Source organism: Patescibacteria group bacterium (genome assembly GCA_027858235.1).
In the GTDB taxonomy this organism is placed as follows: Bacteria; Patescibacteriota; Patescibacteriia; order Patescibacteriales; family BM507; genus BM507.
Genome location: JAQIDC010000028.1, coordinates 36,150 through 53,018 on the forward strand (window position 1 = coordinate 36,150; position 16,869 = coordinate 53,018).

At 33.5% G+C, this 16,869-nt stretch carries 16 protein-coding genes; 6 read left to right on the forward strand and 10 right to left on the reverse strand.

What is annotated here, in order from left to right; translation table 11 throughout:
* Position 1 precedes the first annotated feature (1 nt).
* The 5 genes from tuf to rpsL all read right to left on the reverse strand — a co-directional run bounded on the left by tuf (position 2) and on the right by rpsL (position 5,526).
* Positions 2-1,189, reverse strand: a complete 1,188-nt coding sequence (tuf, locus tag PF572_02025) for an elongation factor Tu (GenBank protein MDA3839842.1) — start codon at positions 1,187-1,189, stop codon at positions 2-4.
* Positions 1,190-1,297: 108 nt separating this feature from the next.
* Positions 1,298-1,750 (reverse strand): hypothetical protein, encoded by a 453-nt coding sequence (locus tag PF572_02030; protein ID MDA3839843.1) that lies wholly within the window; start codon positions 1,748-1,750, stop codon positions 1,298-1,300.
* A 215-nt stretch (positions 1,751-1,965) separates the two neighbouring features.
* Entirely contained in the window at positions 1,966-4,047 is a 2,082-nt protein-coding gene (gene fusA / locus PF572_02035) for an elongation factor G (protein ID MDA3839844.1), read from the reverse strand.
* Between the two features lie 507 nt (positions 4,048-4,554).
* Positions 4,555-5,022, reverse strand: coding sequence for a 30S ribosomal protein S7 (gene rpsG / locus PF572_02040; GenBank protein MDA3839845.1), 468 nt, complete (start codon positions 5,020-5,022; stop codon positions 4,555-4,557).
* 78 nt (positions 5,023-5,100) lie between these two features.
* Positions 5,101-5,526 carry a 30S ribosomal protein S12 gene (gene rpsL, locus PF572_02045; GenBank protein MDA3839846.1) on the reverse strand — a complete coding sequence of 142 codons (426 nt, stop codon included), beginning with the start codon at positions 5,524-5,526 and terminating at the stop codon, positions 5,101-5,103.
* 280 nt (positions 5,527-5,806) lie between these two features.
* Here rpsL and PF572_02050 point away from each other — a divergent pair, with 280 nt between their 5' ends.
* The 3 genes from PF572_02050 to PF572_02060 all read left to right on the forward strand — a co-directional run bounded on the left by PF572_02050 (position 5,807) and on the right by PF572_02060 (position 7,523).
* Complete coding sequence (locus tag PF572_02050; GenBank protein MDA3839847.1) at positions 5,807-6,127, forward strand: hypothetical protein; 321 nt, start codon at positions 5,807-5,809, stop codon at positions 6,125-6,127.
* Between the two features lie 225 nt (positions 6,128-6,352).
* The gene (locus tag PF572_02055; GenBank protein ID MDA3839848.1) at positions 6,353-6,880 is read left to right on the forward strand and encodes a hypothetical protein; all 528 of its coding nucleotides are present in this window, start codon (positions 6,353-6,355) and stop codon (positions 6,878-6,880) included.
* A 94-nt stretch (positions 6,881-6,974) separates the two neighbouring features.
* Entirely contained in the window at positions 6,975-7,523 is a 549-nt protein-coding gene (locus PF572_02060) for a transposase (GenBank protein ID MDA3839849.1), read from the forward strand.
* 492 nt (positions 7,524-8,015) lie between these two features.
* Here PF572_02060 and PF572_02065 read toward each other — a convergent pair whose 3' ends face one another.
* Positions 8,016-8,516, reverse strand: coding sequence for a hypothetical protein (locus PF572_02065; protein MDA3839850.1), 501 nt, complete (start codon positions 8,514-8,516; stop codon positions 8,016-8,018).
* 54 nt (positions 8,517-8,570) lie between these two features.
* Positions 8,571-9,194: a site-2 protease family protein gene (locus tag PF572_02070; protein ID MDA3839851.1), complete on the reverse strand. Its 624-nt coding sequence runs from the start codon at positions 9,192-9,194 to the stop codon at positions 8,571-8,573.
* Positions 9,195-9,342: 148 nt separating this feature from the next.
* Between PF572_02070 and PF572_02075 the strand changes: the two genes are divergently transcribed.
* A complete protein-coding gene (locus PF572_02075) occupies positions 9,343-9,513 on the forward strand; it encodes a 50S ribosomal protein L28 (GenBank protein ID MDA3839852.1) in 171 nt (56 codons plus the stop codon).
* A gap of 68 nt (positions 9,514-9,581) precedes the next feature.
* On the opposite strand, the gene PF572_02080 is transcribed toward PF572_02075, so the two are convergent.
* The 3 genes from PF572_02080 to PF572_02090 form a co-directional block, all read right to left on the reverse strand.
* Entirely contained in the window at positions 9,582-9,860 is a 279-nt protein-coding gene (locus PF572_02080; GenBank protein ID MDA3839853.1) for an acylphosphatase, read from the reverse strand.
* A 127-nt stretch (positions 9,861-9,987) separates the two neighbouring features.
* Positions 9,988-10,395 carry a response regulator gene (locus PF572_02085; protein ID MDA3839854.1) on the reverse strand — a complete coding sequence of 136 codons (408 nt, stop codon included), beginning with the start codon at positions 10,393-10,395 and terminating at the stop codon, positions 9,988-9,990.
* Positions 10,396-10,470: 75 nt separating this feature from the next.
* On the reverse strand, positions 10,471-11,565 hold the full coding sequence (locus PF572_02090; protein MDA3839855.1) for a HAMP domain-containing sensor histidine kinase: 1,095 nt from the start codon (positions 11,563-11,565) through the stop codon (positions 10,471-10,473).
* Between the two features lie 398 nt (positions 11,566-11,963).
* Between PF572_02090 and PF572_02095 the strand changes: the two genes are divergently transcribed.
* Together PF572_02095 and PF572_02100 are read left to right on the forward strand one after the other, a co-directional pair.
* Positions 11,964-13,703, forward strand: a complete 1,740-nt coding sequence (locus tag PF572_02095; GenBank protein ID MDA3839856.1) for an efflux RND transporter periplasmic adaptor subunit — start codon at positions 11,964-11,966, stop codon at positions 13,701-13,703.
* A gap of 1 nt (position 13,704) precedes the next feature.
* Positions 13,705-16,866, forward strand: a complete 3,162-nt coding sequence (locus tag PF572_02100; protein ID MDA3839857.1) for an efflux RND transporter permease subunit — start codon at positions 13,705-13,707, stop codon at positions 16,864-16,866.
* The last annotated feature ends 3 nt before the right edge of the window (positions 16,867-16,869 follow it).

The window sequence follows — 16,869 nt, forward strand, 5'->3', positions numbered from 1 at the left end:
TCTATTTTGTGATTTTTACAACTGCACCAGCACCAACTGTTCTTCCACCTTCACGAATAGCAAATCTTTGCTTTTCTTCTAGGGCAACAGGAGCAATAAGTTTAACATTAATGTTAACAGTATCACCAGGCATAACCATTTCAGTTCCTGCTGGTAATTCAATCTCTCCAGTTACATCAGTAGTTCTGATATAGAATTGTGGCTTATAACCTTTAAAGAAAGGTTTGTGTCTTCCGCCTTCATCCTTAGATAGGATATATACTTGAGCTTCAAATTCAGTATGAGGAGTGACAGTTCCAGGGATAGCCAATACTTGACCTCTCTCTACGTCATCTTTCTTTGTACCTCTCAAAAGAATACCAGCATTATCACCAGCTTGACCTTCAGTAAGTTGTTTATTAAACATCTCAATTCCAGTAACTGTAGTTTTTGCTGTATCTCTTATACCAACGATTTCAACTTCTGTATTAATTTTTAGAAGTCCTCTTTCGATTCTCCCTGTTACAACAGTTCCTCTACCTTCAATTGAAAATACATCTTCAATAGGCATTAAAAAAGGTTTTTCAACATCTCTTACAGGATTTGGGATAAATGAATCAACAGCATCCATTAGATCTAATACAGGTTTTGCATCATCTCCTGTTGGATTCTCTAAAGCCTTTAGAGCCGAACCTCTAATGATTGGAGTTTCATCTCCAGGGAATTCGTATTTATTCAATAAATCTTTTACTTCTTCTTCAACAAGGTCAATGAGTTCTTTATCTTCAACCATGTCACATTTGTTTAGAAATACAACAATATATGGAACACCAACTTGTCTAGCTAGCACAATATGCTCTCTTGTTTGAGGCATGGGACCATCTGTTGCAGCTACCACAATGATAGCACCGTCCATTTGAGCAGCACCAGTAATCATGTTCTTTACATAATCAGCATGACCTGGACAGTCAACGTGAGCGTAGTGACGCTTGTCTGTTTGATATTCAACGTGAGCAGTAGCAATTGTAATACCACGTTCTTTTTCTTCTGGAGCAGCATCTATTTGACTAATGTCTTTGCTAGATGCCATTTTGCCCGCAGCTGTTAGCACAGCTAAGATTGCTGCAGTTAATGTAGTCTTACCATGGTCAACGTGGCCAATTGTACCAATGTTGACATGTGGTAATGATCTGTCGAAAATTTCCGCCATGTTAATTTTTTTTTGGCCCCGCTCAGTTTTATGAACGCGTTTTTTGCCCGACCAACAAAAGGCTGGGCAACCAGCCGAAACTTATTATTTAATTAAAAAATTATATTATTAATAATTTATCTCTTCTAAATATTGCCTATCTTCCTCAATGATTTCTTCTGTGTCTTTCTTTCTTTCACTGGGAATACTCCAACTTTTCTTAGGCTTTCTTTCCTCTTGACCCAGGTCACCCTCTCCCCCAGGGAACCCTCTCTCACCTAGCGGTGATTCACCTTGTCTGACTTCGTCATTCACCTTGTCTTTTAGTGATTCTTCATCATTATTGTCAATATTTTCATCACTGATAGTGTCATTTTTCCATAAAGCAATATCGCGATTTATTTTATCAATCATTTCATCCTCTGTCAAGCCACGCAAATCACTAGAAGTTTCGCTTATTTTTTCATACTCATCAAGGTTCATTATTGCATAAGCATTTTCTGGTTCATTGTGATCTAGAACCACAAGTTTGTCGCCTGTCTTTCTAATCAATTTTATTATTCTCCTAAATTGTGAATCCATATCTTTAAAACTTTAATTCTCCCCCTCCTCATTTTTTAAAAAAATTTATTATTCTAAACAAATAACACTGCTATCGGAAAAATTCTAAATCCTAATATCTAAATCCTAAATAAATTCTAATCTCAAATACAGTAAGCCTAAAATTATTTTGTAAATTTGATTTTATTATTTTGAATTTGTTTAGAGTTTAGTGTTTATAATTTAGAGTTTAAAAATTATTTCTTTGCTCTATCTCCCATAATTTTCTCTGCAATATTTTTTGGAACTTCTTCATATTGTAAAAATTCCATAGAATAATTTGCTCTACCTTGACTCATGGAACGAAGGTCTGTTGAGTAGCCAAACATTTCTGATAATGGTACTTTAGCATCAATCACTTTTATTTTTCCTCTATCTGACATTTGATCAATTTGACCTCTCTTTGAACTGATATCACCAACAACACTTCCCATATAATCTTCTGGGGTAGTAACTTCGACTTTCATGACTGGCTCAAGTATTACAGCACCGGCTTTTCTACAAGCGTCCTTGAAGGCAAAAATTGAGGCCATTTTAAAAGCTGCTTCACTTGAATCAACTTCATGGTAAGAACCATCATAAACGGCAACTTTTACATCAACCATTGGATAGTTAGCAAGGACACCTTGGTCCATAGCTTCTCGAACACCTTTTTCAATAGCTGGAATATATTCTCTTGGAATAGATCCACCTTTAATTTCATCTTTAAATTCAAAACCACCGCCTTCGATATTTGGCTCAACACGCAAATAAACATGTCCGTATTGACCACGTCCACCAGATTGTTTAGCATATTTATGTTCTTGCTCAGCTGATGTTCTAATTGTTTCTCTATATGATACTTGTGGCTGACCGACGTTAGCTTCTACTTTAAATTCTCTCTTCATTCTATCTACAATAATATCTAGGTGAAGTTCACCCATTCCTGAAATCAAAGTCTGATTTGTTTCCTCGTCAGTTTCTACTCTAAATGTAGGATCTTCTTCGGCTAATTTTTGCAAAGCCATCCCCATTTTTTCTTGATCAGCTTTTGTTTTTGGCTCAACAGCAATTTTAATAACAGGTTCAGGAAATGTAATCGATTCTAGAATTAATTTTCTATCCCCGCTTGTTAAAGTATTCCCAGTAACTGTATCTTTAAATCCAATAACAGCAGCAATATCTCCAGCATAAACCTCTTTTACTTCTTCTCTGTGATTGGCATGCATTCTTACAAGTCTTCCAATTCTTTCTTTAGCTCCACTTGTTGTATTATAAACATAAGAACCAGATTGAAGAACACCAGAATAAACTCTTACAAAAGTTAATCTTCCTACGAATGGATCAGTAGCAACCTTAAAAGCCAGGGCAGTGAAACCTTCATCATCACTAGGATTGACTAGAATCTTCTTTTCTTCATCGTTCACATTCATAGCTTCAAGAGCAGGAACATCTAGGGGTGATGGTAGATATTTTACTACACCGTCAAGCACTAATTGTACTCCAACATTTTGCAAGGCTGAACCAGCATAAACTGGATATAATTCATTCGCGATAACACCTTTTCTGATAGCTGCACTAAGTTCATCAATTGTAATTTCCTCTCCACTTAAATATTTTTCTGTCAAAGTGTCGTCTACCTCAACTACTCTTTCAATTAATTCAGCTCTATATTTTTCAACGATTGTTTTCATTTCTTCTGGTATTTCAACTTCAATTATTTTTTCACCAAATCCTCCTTCAAACTCATAGGCTTTTTGAGTAAGTAAATCAACAACACCCTTGTGATCATTTTCTGATCCAATTGGAAGTTGAATAGCAACTGCCTTTGAACTCAATCTATCTCGAATAGAAGCTAAACTCATTTCAAAGTCTGCTCCCATCTTATCCATTTTATTCACAAAGCAAAGTCTTGGCACTTGATATTTATCAGCTTGTCTCCAAACAGTTTCAGATTGTGGCTCAACACCAGCAGATCCATCAAAAACAGCGACAGCGCCATCAAGAACACGCAGGGAACGCTCTACTTCAACAGTAAAGTCAACGTGACCAGGAGTGTCAATAATATTTATTCTATTGTCAGCCCAAAAACAAGTAGTAGCCGCTGATGTAATGGTGATACCTCTTTCTTTCTCTTGTTCCATCCAATCCATATCAGATTCACCAGTATGCGTTTCGCCAATTTTATGTTTTTTCCCTGTATAAAATAAAACACGCTCGGTGAACGTAGTTTTTCCAGCATCAATGTGGGCCATGATACCAATATTTCTTGTTTTTTCTAATGAAAATTCTCGAGCCATATTATTATTTAGAATCATGAATCTTGAATCATGAATCTTGAATTATATATATATTATATTTAAATTATAGTTATAAAAGGGAGAACTAGTCTCCCTTTGTGTTTTTCGGATTAAGTATCACTTTTTTTGAAACACTCGAGAAGCTCTTTTATAGAATCTTCAATTTCATTATCCAATATTTCAAATTGATTTAGCTTAAGGCGTAATTTGATTACTTGCATCTACAAGGGTCATCATTTTAATATCCTCCTATTCTTTTTGTTAGCTTGCTTTAAAGATAAACATAAATTTTCTGGTAATCCTAGATATCCAACTGTTACTGACTGGCGTGAGACATCCCTCAGAGTAGACATGACCACAGAGCGGACAAGCATCTATACAAAAAATTCTTTCTCCCTTTCCGTCACCCTTCAATTTTTCTCTTACAGATTCAAAATCTTCAAATTCTTCTTTACACTCAGGACATTTATGTTTTTTCCGTGACCAATCCAATTCTACCTCCTATAGTTATCTTGAAAAATGAGCGAATGCTCTGTTTGACTCAGCCATCTTATGAACTGTTTCTCTCTTTCTTACAGCTGCTCCTTCACCTTTTGATGCCAAAACTATTTCATCGGCTAGATTCTCTGCCATTGATTTTCCTTTTTTAGCTTTTGAAGCTTCAATTATCCAACGACAACCTAGAGTGAATCTTCTCTCCCCTCTTACTTGGAAAGGAACTTGGTAGTTAGCACCACCAACTCTTTTACCCCTAACTTCAAGTAATGGAGAAATCTTTTTTAGGGCTTTATTGAAAATGTGTCTTGGATCTTGTTTTGTTTCTTTTTTAACTATTTCAAAAGCATCATAAACAACTCTTTGAGCAGTAGTTTTTTTACCGTCCTTCATTATGTAATTTATGAACTTAGCGACATCAAAATCATTGAATTTAACATCACCGTCAATTTTTCTTTTTGGAGCTTGCTTACCTCTCATATATATTTATAAAATTATTAATTATTTCTTACACTTGAGGAAGATGAATTCCCAAGCATACAAAAACCTAAAGGTTTTCTAGGATGCTTTCTTATCTAATTTAGCACCGTATTTTGATCTAGACTGTTTTCTTCCTTGTACACCTTGAGTATCATAAACACCACGAATCACTTTGTAACGTACACCCGGTAAATCTTTTGTTTTACCACCTTTAACCAATACAATTGAATGTTCTTGTAGGTTATGTCCCATTCCTGGAATATAGGCTGTAACTTCCATTCCATTAGAAAGTCTAACACGAGCAATCTTACGCAAAGCTGAGTTAGGTTTCTTTGGTGTAGTTGTTGTAACCTTCAAACAAACCCCTCTTCTAAATGGAGCTCCTTTTTTTAACTCAGTTCTCTTTCTATGAAGAGTATCAAGAGTTGATTGTAGTGCTGGGTACTTACTTTTTGAAGTTGTTTTTTTTCGTCCTATTCGAACTAATTGGTTCATTGTTGGCATACTATAATATTTGGTTTATCTAAAAAATTTATTAATACTAAAACAAACCCCTCGTAAAAGGGATATGAAATTTCTTCATTAAATTTATCAAAATATTTAAAATAAGTCAAGAGCTAAAAGAATGAAGATTTTTGATTTTTGATTGAATGTTTGATTTGATAATTATTTCCAAAATATTAAATCTTCATCCCCCCCCAATATCGTTGACATTACAAACAATCTTCATTAATATACAAAAACTAAATAGCTCTTTAACCTTTTAATGACAATGGAGGTAATTATGACCGTATCCGATGAAACATATTCATCCCCACCTACTCCTGCTGTAATTCATATCTTCTCTGAAGATAATCGCCCAAGAGGTTACGTTTTAACATCAGAAAATATTTTTGGTTCACATGGTAGCGAAAATCTTGAAACTATTTTAAAAAGGTTGTTAAGTCTAATTTTCGAGAAAGAAATCATTGGGAAATTCACAATCGCCACCTACCCTCCAAAAGCTTATGCTGGTCAACTCAACCGTAAACCATCTCCACTAACCCAAGAAGACACAATAACTATCAAAAACATATTCAACTGCACAATTAAAACAGAAGAATAAAAAACCACTACTCAACAAAAACGTTCTGCATTTCAACTCCGGGTACAACCAGGAGCCAGCTGGTAAAAATAAAGTGACAGAAAGGTGCTATTGACAAATACATAAATATGTTCTATATTAATATATTGTCCTTTTACATTTCTATGTTAGAACTCTGTAAACAATCAAAGTTACGTGTTCTCATTTTGAGAACATAAACAATCACAAACCAAAAAAGGAGTTTTTATGAAAAACCATGTCGCAATTATTTTCATTCTTGTGTCTCTCTTCCTCTCTGCCTGCTCGGCAAATGTTAATCAAACTTCGAAGTTTGACCCCGAACACGCCAACCATCACTTCAGCTTTCATCAAGAAGGTAACGATTATTCCCGAGGTTCATTCTATTATTTAAAGGATTTTCGTTTATTAGTTGAAGTCCAGTCCGTGATAATTCACTCCAACAGCAAGGCCGCTCATAACTACAATCAAGCAAATTGCATTAATGTTGCCACAATTATGAATCAACTTGAAGAAAATGGCTACTACTTAATGGAAGTTAAAAATGTCGACCACATTGAAAAAATCGCGACTAAACAAGTCATTATCAATGTCGGAAAAACTCCTTATGTCAGTGGAGGTACTTTCACCACAGACGAACAATCGATGTACATAACAAATCGAAACTTTATCGAATCTGGAGCAGTCCAGATTGAGATTAGGATTTCAAATAGAAATATGATTGAAGAAATTGAAGATGCAATTTCAAAAATTTAATCAAAAAGTTTCCGCCACGTCACAGTCTCTCGCCAGAGGACTGTGACGTTTTTTTATTTAGATAAATTATATCTTTTTATGATACAATATTTTTATGTCAACGAGAAACAGAATATCTATTCCGAATGAAACATATTTTATAACATTCACTATTCTTGGGTGGAAGAATATTTTTGTTCAAGATAAATACTTTGATTTAATATACAGGTGGTTTGACTATGTGAAGGAGAAATACAACAACACCATTTATTCATACGTGATAATGCCAAATCACATTCATTTGCTAATAAAAATATCAGCTAAATCACCTACACTTTCGGTGTTAATAATGAACGCTAAACGATTTCTGGCATACGACATAGTTAAGTTCTTGAAAGAGGATAATAAAAGTGAATTTTTAGATTTTTTTAATCAAAATGCGAGGAAGAATGTTGGGGCCAAACATAAGCTATTTGAAAACAGATTCGATTCATTAATTATCCAAAGTGAGAAATTCTTCCTTGAAAAACTTAACTATATCCACAAAAATCCCTGCAACAAACATTGGAGACTAGCAGATTCTCCTGAAAATTTTAAACACTCCAGCGCATCAAACTATACTCTCGGGAAAGGTCACTATGATATTGATGTTATGGATATATAAAACGACATCACAGTCCTCTGACGAGAGACTGTGACGAGGCAAAAAAAAACGCACTGCATTTCAACTCCGGGTACAACCAGGAGCCAGCTAGATACGAACTTATTTATACTTTTCTTGTGAACATTGGGAAATTTTGGAAGAAAATGAAGCGCCCGCCTGGCTCGAAATTAACAACCCTATATAATCATAATGCTTAATATCGCTAAACATGGAAAGTATATTTAATGTGTTAACGACATTTCGGACAGGTAGAAAGCTCCATAAAATGTCCGCTGTTTGAGGAATGAAACGCTAGTGTAATGACGAGTTCGGAATTTTATTAGCTTTCATAGCGTAATGATCCAAAATTTACCAGTTCACTGTTTTTGGTACTTTTTCGAAAAAGTACATAAGAAATAAGAGATTTCTCCACTCTCTTCGTTCGGCCGAAATGACAAAATGCTCTTGGGGTGAAAAAATACTTAAAGAATATTCAAAACATCAAACATCCCATTATTTTCCATTATAATAATTAATTGACTCATCAATAACTGAAATTCCTTTTATTTTTTTGTTTTTTAGATTTTCTTTTACTAATTTTATTTCGGAGATATCTTCTATTATAAAATCTGACATTGAGAACACAAAAGGATGAATCCAATCTTCTATAAAAGAATCTTTGATTTGAATATTTTTTCTGCGATGATAGGTGTCCTTAGGTAACACTGTGACTATTGGCTTATTGAAATATTTTGCTATTACCATCTCCTGAGAAGTTCCTACGCCCATCTGATTTTCTGCGTTGACAATAACTATGTCTGAATTCTTAATCAGCTTACAATCAAAACCAAAAACACCAAAAAAATCACTTTCATCAGCAGTCCTGTCAAAAGGATCGATAAATTCAGTATCAAAATATTTTTTAATAACTTCCGAATAATCAATCCTCCAGTTTTTAAAATTTTTCACCTTCTTCTTTCCCTTTGGGACTTTGCCTGCTAAATAAATTTTCATAAATTATCCTATTCAAAATTAATTCTAAATTCGTAAATCTAAATTTTTAATTCCTTAAGCCCCCACAATCAACCTAAACAAAAAACTAATCACAGGAATTATAAATTGAAAACCAACCATCACAAAAGCTAGCACTAAAATAAACCCATATTGCTCCATTTTCAAAAATCGTATCTTCCAATGATAAGGCAGGAACGGCATTAGTATTTTTGAGCCATCTAGAGGCGGAATTGGCATTAGATTAAAAATCATTAAAAGAAGATTGATTTGGACTATTATCACTATAAAATCAAACATCATTTGATTTACAAAAAATGGTTGAGTAGCAAGAATAATTCTCAAAACCAAACCAAAAAACAAGGCCATTATTAGGTTAGCGAAGGGTCCAGCAGCCGCTACTTTCGCTCCTCCATAAATTCTGTCTCGCAAATTGTTTGGATTAAAAGGAACTGGTTTCGCCCAACCGAAGACAAAAGAGGCTCCTGTTGATATTAAGATAAAAGGCAAAAGTAGTGACCCAATTGGGTCTATATGTGGTATCGGATTCATAGTTAGTCTCCCCTCATCCTTGGCGGTAGTATCCCCCAGTCTTTCAGCCATCCAACCATGCATATATTCATGAATAATAGCCGAATATATAAGAACTACTACTGAAAAAATTACAATTTGTATATCCATTTTTAATTGATTATAGTTAATTATTACCTAGATATTAACACAGCTTGATTAATTTATCAAAAGGTGTTAATATCATATCTATAAAATAAAGATATTAATTATATATTTATAAAACCATTTAAAAATGTTTTATAAATTTTTTTGTGTTATGGCAAGGCAATGTGAATTGTGTGGAAGAGGTTCATCTAAGGATGCTTCAAGATCTCACTCAAATATTAAAACAATCAAAAGACAATACATAAATTTGCAAACTAAAAAAATTGGCGACAAAAAATACAAAGTTTGCACTTCATGTTTAAGAACTCTAGCGAAAGCTTAAGGCTTTTTTCAATTAAAAAAACTTCTTATTATTTAAGAAGTTTTTTTTGTATCTACAATCCTATATATTTAATGTTGCATTATTTCAAAATTCTCTAGACCCTCATCAATTTCACTCTCTTCATGTTCAACTTTTTTCACTTTAGCCAATTCCGGTCCTTCACTGCACGAATCAAGATAATCATCTAAATTCTCTTTTGTTCCTTGAACAAGCGTGTAAACATTCCCATTGTCTTGATTCCTAACAAAACCAACCAAATCCAAGTCTCTTGCTCTTTGTTTCAACCAAAATCTAAAACCTATTCCTTTTACATCCCCCTTTATTTTTATTGCATATTGAATCTTCATATTACAAAAAATACAGTGCAGTTAATATCCCTGCTAAACTAATTAATTCTATGGAAAAAATTTTTATAAAAGTAATTCCCATTTTATCTATTTCAACAAACATATTATTTAAATAAATAATAACATTCTATTCTTCATCCTCTTCACTCGGCAAATTATCAATCTTCTCTTTAACTATTCTTGCTACATCATCTAATTTCCAGTCAGTCTTTACTAAAAAATCGAATACGCCAACCTTGGAAGCTTCGGCCACATGAACTGGATCAGAAATATTAGTCAACATAATAATAGGCACATCTGCTCCCCACTTATCATCTTCCCTAATTTTATTCATAACAGTTAGGCCGTCCATCTTTGGCATCATAATATCAAGCATTATAAGGTCTGGATTTTTTTTTAGGGCAATGTTAAGACCCTCTTCTCCATCGTTTGCAACCAAAACATTATAATCTTTTTTTAGTTTTAAAGATAAAGCTTCAGCCATTGAAAATTGATCTTCAACTATTAATACTGTTCTTTTATTTGATTTTCCCATACTTTTATATAAATTAGATTAAAATAACCCAAGGGGTTTCCCTGTAGCTGGGAATTTATGTTCCTCAGCTGTAAATTAAACAGACAAAGATTTTGTTCCTCCTTTTTTTTTCATTCCCCCTAGAGGAATCTTAATAAATATTGTTGTGCCTGCATTTTTTATATCTCCATTATTTTTGCCGAAAGGCTCCCTGCTCGGAGACTCAAACCAAACACTACCTCCTGATTTTTCAATAATAGCCTTAATTATATAAAGCCCCAAGCCCGTCCCAACTGATTCAATTTTTTTAACATTATCAGCTCTAAATAATTTAGTAAATATTTTGGATTGTTGCTCTTCTGGAATACCGCACCCCTTGTCTGATACTTTTATTAAAATATCCTTATCCTCTTTTTTAATTGATATTTTTATGGACTCATTGTCTGGAGTATATTTAACAGAATTAGAAATTAAATTTTCAAAAACAAGTCTCATTAAAGAAGGATCAACATTTAATTCTGGAATTTCATCGTACTCTTTTATGATATTTATCCCCTTGCTATCTATTTCTTTTTTAAACTTCTTTATAATTTCATCTGAAACAGGTATTATATCAGACATCTCTGGATTGATTGAAAATGTCCCTAAGTCAATTCTAGATACAATTAGAAGACTATTCACGAGTTCTATCATTCTTTCGTTGGCTTTGTATGTTTCTCTTAGATACTTCAACTGATCTCCTTTTACTTCGCCGGCATCACCCGAAACGATATAATCTATATACCACTTTATAATAGAAAGAGGGGTTCTTAATTGATGTGAGGCCAAGGAAACAAAATCGACCTTAGCTGCCTCAATTTCTTTGTTTTTCGAAGCCTTGCTTGTCGCCTTTGATTTGATATCAACCATTAATTTATTTATTGACTCTGCCAGTTTGGATATCTCGTCACAACCATGAACTTCTAATTTCTCTTCATACCCCCCTGCTCCAAGCTCCTCTATTCTTCTTTTTAATATCTTTAATTTCTCGTCTTGTTTTCTAAAAACAAAGAAGATTAAAAGAAGAACAAAATAAAAAAATATCAAGTTGCTTATTAAAATAACAACGACATCATCAACCCAAAAAATTGTCACAAGAAAAAATACAAATGATGAGTATATTATTGCAGTAATTTTATTTGATAGTTTCATAGGGTAAACTTATCTTCTAATTTTACACTAATATTTGTTTTTCGTAAAACAAAAATACCGGGTAAACTCCGATATTCCTGTTTATATTAAATATAGCTTTAATTACAATCGAAATCGTCTCTGCTTTTTATGAGACCAAAACATCTTAACCGTCTCATAAAAAGAGCTAAAATCAAGAATGAAGAGACTCCCCAAGAGAAACAAGCCGATTATCCCAGAGATTGCTAACATAATAAATGCCATGAATGGGACGCCTAATACCAATTTAGCTAAAAATAATGAAGGTAAAAAACTCTTTTTTCTTTTTAATATTAGACAAATTTATGATTGACAAAAAAATACAATTATGATAAATTGTCATTTCGATAAATTTTAAAAATAATTTCACATAAAACATTATGAACATAAATTTTAAGAATAAATACATAATTATTAGTTTGATTGTCTTATTGATATTCTTGCTTGCATTCTTTGTATTAAAAGATAATGAAGAAGAAGAAAGTGTTCCTGAAAAAATAGCGATACCTGTTTCTGTCATAAGTGTGGGGAATGAAAGTGTTGACCAAGATAAAATAGAAGCTGTTGGCTCCGTAAAAGCTGATTCGCAAATTAAATTAGTTGCCATGGAATCTGCCACTGTCAGAGGAGTCTTTTTTGACATTGGAGATAATATAGTTTTGGGTCAAAGATTGGTATCTCTCGGGGACAATACAATCTCTTCCAATCTACTCATCGCTCAGAACGATTACCTAAGCAGAAAAAATAGTCTTGAAATTGTCAAAACATCGACTGAACAAGACATCCAATCATCAGAAATTAATGTAGCGAACGCAAGGGAAAGCCTTGAATTATCCAAAATTCAACTCAAAACAGCTCAGGATAATTATGATAATGGAATTATTCAAATTGATAAAAACAAAATTGATCTAAAAAATAATGCTGTTATTACACACAATAATAATTTAAGTATTTTATTTGATACTCTCGATCAAATTAACTTCATTATAAAAGCCGAGGGAGATAAACAGATTTCTGGAATTAAAAATGTTATTGCCGCCAAAGATAAACAGAGCCTAAGCAAATCAACTCTGTCATATTTCAATGCTAAAAACTCCTATACATCCCTTCTCTCCGAACCAGCCAATCCAGAAAAAGCTCTAGACTTAATAAATAAATCTGTTAATTGTCTGCAACTAACCAAGGTCGCCCTAGATGATTTAATCCTAGTCCTAGATAGTACGGTTAGCTCTGTTGATTTTAGCGAAACAACCTTAAGCACGCAAATTTCAAAATTTAATCAACTAAGAATATCTATATTAGGAATTGAAGCAAAAACGAAAAGCTTAGAGCAGTCAATTGAGAATATTGAAATAAATTCCAAGGCTGATATCGATAGGCTAGATAATTCTTTAGCTGCGGCCAAAAACCAAATTAAACTTTCAGAAATTGCTCTCCAAAATACAGAACTTGGCCTAGAAAAAACAAAAAATGCAAAAGACCAACAAATTATTTCAGCTGAAATAGCTCAAAATAATACTCTCGGTCAACTCAACCTAGCAAGACAGAGAGCTGGAGATCTTAGTATTAATAGTCCTATCAGTGGAATCGTCACAAAAAAAATGATTGAAGTTGGTCAAGAAGTGAGCCCTGGAACGCAAATTGGTGAGATCTCAAAACTAGACTTAATAAAAATAATTATAATGCTCCCATATGACGAAGCATATAGAATAAAAACTGGAGACGGGGTTCTTATTGAGAATAAGTTCAAAGGCTTTATATCACAAATAAATCCATCTGCTGATTCATTGAGCAAAAAGGTAGAAGTCGAAATAGCCTACGATAATGAAAACAAAGATTTAATTGCTGAAACTTTTGTAAATATTGATATTCCTACCAATAAAAATATTAAATCAAAAAACAACTTTTTTCTCTTACCTCTAAAGGCTGTTTCTATTTCGCAAAACGAAAATTTTGTTTTTCTGAATGAAAATGGAATTGCAGTTAAAAGAAAAGTTGAAATTGGAGAAGTTCAAAACAATTTGGTTGAGATAATAACTGGACTATCCGAAGAAGATAGTCTAATTATTGAGGGGAATAAAAACCTCAACGATGGAGATAAAATTGAAATAAATTTATAATATGGAAATTAATCAAAGAATTGAAGCTGAATTAGAAAAAGCTCTTGAAAAAGAAAAAAAATCTTTTTTTGGTTTTTTTATTACAAATTACAGATTTACTTACCTGGTTTTATTGATTATTTTTGTTTTCGGTTTTTTTGCTGTATCAACTCTCCCAAGGGAGGCAAACCCAGAAATAAAAGTACCCTACGCCCTTGTCTCAATAGTATTTCCTGGAGCAAATCCATCTGATGTTGAGGACTCCGTTACCAACAAAGTTGAAAAAGAAATTAAGAATCTTGATAACCTAAAAAGATACACCTCTGGATCAGCCCTCGGTTTTTCTAGTATCTTTGTAGAATTTGAAGCTGAGGCTGATATAGAAACAAGTATTGCCGACCTAAAAGATGCCGTTGACCTAGCTAAGCCTGAGCTCCCAAGTGATGCAAGTGATCCAGTTGTTTCCGAAATAAATTTTTCTGATTTCCCTATTGTTACATATTCTCTAGTTGGTGATTTTTCTGACGTTGAGCTACATAAAATAGCTGGATTTTTGGAAGACGAATTTGAAACTATCAAAAATGTTTCTCGTGTCGATATTCTAGGAGATATTGAAAGAGAATTCCAAATAATTGTAAAAAAAGACGACCTAAGTAAATACAATCTTTCTATTGGAAGGATAGCAAACACAATTTCCCTAAACAATTTTAACCTTCCAAGTGGAGATATTGAAATTGATAATTTTAATTATAATATTAGAGTAAAGGGACGTTTTGAAAACATTGATGATTTAAGTAACATTGTCGTTGCCAGTATTTCTGAAACTCCCATTTATTTGCGTGACGTTGCTACTGTAATAGACACTTTTAAAGAAAAAACAACCGAATCAAGAATTGGGTTTTCTGGAACAAGCCCAAAAAACACCATATCTCTACAAATTTATAAAAAAACGGGAGGTAATATTCTAGACATTGTTGATGAGTCACAATACAAAATATCAATGTTGCAAGAAGACAATCGTCTTCCAGAAAATCTTCTTATTCAAAAGACAAATGATAACGCCGTTTTTATAAAAGAAGATTTAAAGACTCTCGGGACAAGTGCTCTCCAGACAATGTTTTTAATCCTTGTTATTCTAATGATGGTTCTTAGTTTTCGGGGTTCCCTAATCACAGCGATGTCTATTCCTCTCGCTTTTTTAATAACTTTTATTATTATAAAACTTCAAGGTGGAACTATAAATAGCCTTGCTCTCTTTGCCCTGGTTATTTCTCTGGGACTAATGGTTGATAACTCAATTATTATTATTGAAGGAATTGCTGAATATAGTTCCAAGCACAAGAAAAATGCCTGTCACTCATCTCTTCTTTCTGTTTGGAATTATAAAAAACCAATCATTTCAGGAACTCTCACAACTGTTTCAGCTTTTCTCCCAATGCTTTTGGTTTCTGGAATTATGGGTGAATTTATCCAAGTTCTCCCAAAAACAATCACGGCCGCCCTTCTTTCCTCTCTTTTTGTGTCACTCGTTCTAATACCGACACTAAGTTCTAGATTTCTAAAAATTGAAAGATCTAAAGACGGAGACAGTCTAAGAAACAAAAAAAGACATCTCTGGGTTGAGGCAAGAATGAATAGAATAAAAAACCTTTATTCCAACTATCTTAATTCAGTCCTTCCAAGTAAGAAAAAAAGAAGAAGACTACTGGCTAGCGTCTGGATTCTCTTTGTGATTAGTCTCTTGGTTCCTATTTTTGGAATGCTTAGAGTTGAAATGTTCCCACCGATTGATAATGACTATTTCGTTGTTAACATCAAGCTCCCTGCTGGCTCTGCCCTCGATATCACAAAGAACGTTGCTAGTAATATAGAAAAAATAATAAATGAAATTCCTGAGCTTGATAATTATGTTACAAACCTTGGAACAAGCGCTTCTATCGGGATGACTGAAGGAGCAAGCTCTGGTGCTAGCTCAAACAACTCCCATCTAGCTTCAATCACAGTTAACTTAACTGACAAAGATAAAAGGAAAAAGAAAAGTTTTGACATATCTTCCGGAGTTCGAGAAGAAATAAAAGATATTAGAGAGGCTGAAGTGACTGTTGAGGAAATAGGAGCAGGACCTCCTACGGGTGCACCGATTGAAGTCCGTATTTCCGGTAATAAATTCAAGGAACTAATCGCGCTTGGTGATGAAGTCAAGTCAGTTTTAAGCGGAATAGGCGGGACAATAAATGTTGTAGATAATGTTTCTGATTCAAGTGGAGATTTTGTATTTTCCATAGATAGACAAAAGGCAAGTTTTTACGGTCTAACAACAGTTGATGTTGCCAATGCGATGAGAAATGCAATTTTTGGAAAAGAAGCTTCTTTAATCACTATCGATTCAGAGGATGTTTATATCACTATAAAATATGCTGAAAATGATTTTAAAGATATTGAAGATTTGAAAAACATTTTAATATTTAACCAAAAAGGAGAATCAATAAGATTGAGCCAGGTTGCTGATGTTAGTCTTGAACCTTCTGTCTTAAGTATCAACCATTTGGATGGTGATCAAGTTGTAACCATAAATGCCTCTTTAGTTGAAGGGGGTGATTTACAAAAAATACTAACTGAATTTGATGAGAAGCAAAAAAATATAGAATTGCCTGAAGGATTCAGCATTAAAGTCGGAGGAGAAGTTGAAGACATTGAACAATCTTTTAGAGAAATATTTTATTCAATGATTTTGGCTGTCATTCTCATTGCCTTTATTTTAGTATTACAATTTAATTCCTTTAGACAACCATTAATTATTCTCCTTTCTTTACCGTTGGCAATAATTGGAGTAATTTTTGGTCTTCTTATTCTTGGTCTTCCCTTCTCATTCACAGCCTTTTTGGGAATTGTTGCCCTATCAGGGATTGTTGTTAATGATGCTATTGTTTTGATTGATAAAATTAATAAAAATATAAACCATGGGATGGAAATGATTCCTGCCATAATTGAAGGCGGGCAAGCAAGAATGCAACCAATACTTCTAACTACTCTAACTACAGTAGCTGGTGTTTTTCCTCTTATTTTTGCTTCTGAGCTTTGGATTGGTCTCAGCGTTGCTGTTATTTTTGGCCTCAGTTTTGGCTCACTTCTCACGCTAGTTGTTATACCAATTCTCTACCAAGGACTTACTGATAAGAAATAAATA

What these genes read in the sequence shown, in the direction of transcription:
- PF572_02095 (MDA3839856.1), top strand. Translation starts at nt 11,964, where the DNA reads ATGAACATAAATTTTAAGAATAAATACATAATTATTAGTTTGATTGTC.
- PF572_02085 (MDA3839854.1), bottom strand. Translation starts at nt 10,395, where the DNA reads ATGGGAAAATCAAATAAAAGAACAGTATTAATAGTTGAAGATCAATTT.
- PF572_02080 (MDA3839853.1), bottom strand. Translation starts at nt 9,860, where the DNA reads ATGAAGATTCAATATGCAATAAAAATAAAGGGGGATGTAAAAGGAATA.
- PF572_02030 (MDA3839843.1), bottom strand. Translation starts at nt 1,750, where the DNA reads ATGGATTCACAATTTAGGAGAATAATAAAATTGATTAGAAAGACAGGC.
- PF572_02055 (MDA3839848.1), top strand. Translation starts at nt 6,353, where the DNA reads ATGAAAAACCATGTCGCAATTATTTTCATTCTTGTGTCTCTCTTCCTC.
- PF572_02060 (MDA3839849.1), top strand. Translation starts at nt 6,975, where the DNA reads ATGTCAACGAGAAACAGAATATCTATTCCGAATGAAACATATTTTATA.
- PF572_02050 (MDA3839847.1), top strand. Translation starts at nt 5,807, where the DNA reads ATGACCGTATCCGATGAAACATATTCATCCCCACCTACTCCTGCTGTA.
- PF572_02100 (MDA3839857.1), top strand. Translation starts at nt 13,705, where the DNA reads ATGGAAATTAATCAAAGAATTGAAGCTGAATTAGAAAAAGCTCTTGAA.
- PF572_02090 (MDA3839855.1), bottom strand. Translation starts at nt 11,565, where the DNA reads ATGAAACTATCAAATAAAATTACTGCAATAATATACTCATCATTTGTA.
- rpsG (MDA3839845.1), bottom strand. Translation starts at nt 5,022, where the DNA reads ATGAGAGGTAAGCAAGCTCCAAAAAGAAAAATTGACGGTGATGTTAAA.
- rpsL (MDA3839846.1), bottom strand. Translation starts at nt 5,526, where the DNA reads ATGCCAACAATGAACCAATTAGTTCGAATAGGACGAAAAAAAACAACT.
- PF572_02065 (MDA3839850.1), bottom strand. Translation starts at nt 8,516, where the DNA reads ATGAAAATTTATTTAGCAGGCAAAGTCCCAAAGGGAAAGAAGAAGGTG.
- PF572_02070 (MDA3839851.1), bottom strand. Translation starts at nt 9,194, where the DNA reads ATGGATATACAAATTGTAATTTTTTCAGTAGTAGTTCTTATATATTCG.
- PF572_02075 (MDA3839852.1), top strand. Translation starts at nt 9,343, where the DNA reads ATGGCAAGGCAATGTGAATTGTGTGGAAGAGGTTCATCTAAGGATGCT.
- tuf (MDA3839842.1), bottom strand. Translation starts at nt 1,189, where the DNA reads ATGGCGGAAATTTTCGACAGATCATTACCACATGTCAACATTGGTACA.
- fusA (MDA3839844.1), bottom strand. Translation starts at nt 4,047, where the DNA reads ATGGCTCGAGAATTTTCATTAGAAAAAACAAGAAATATTGGTATCATG.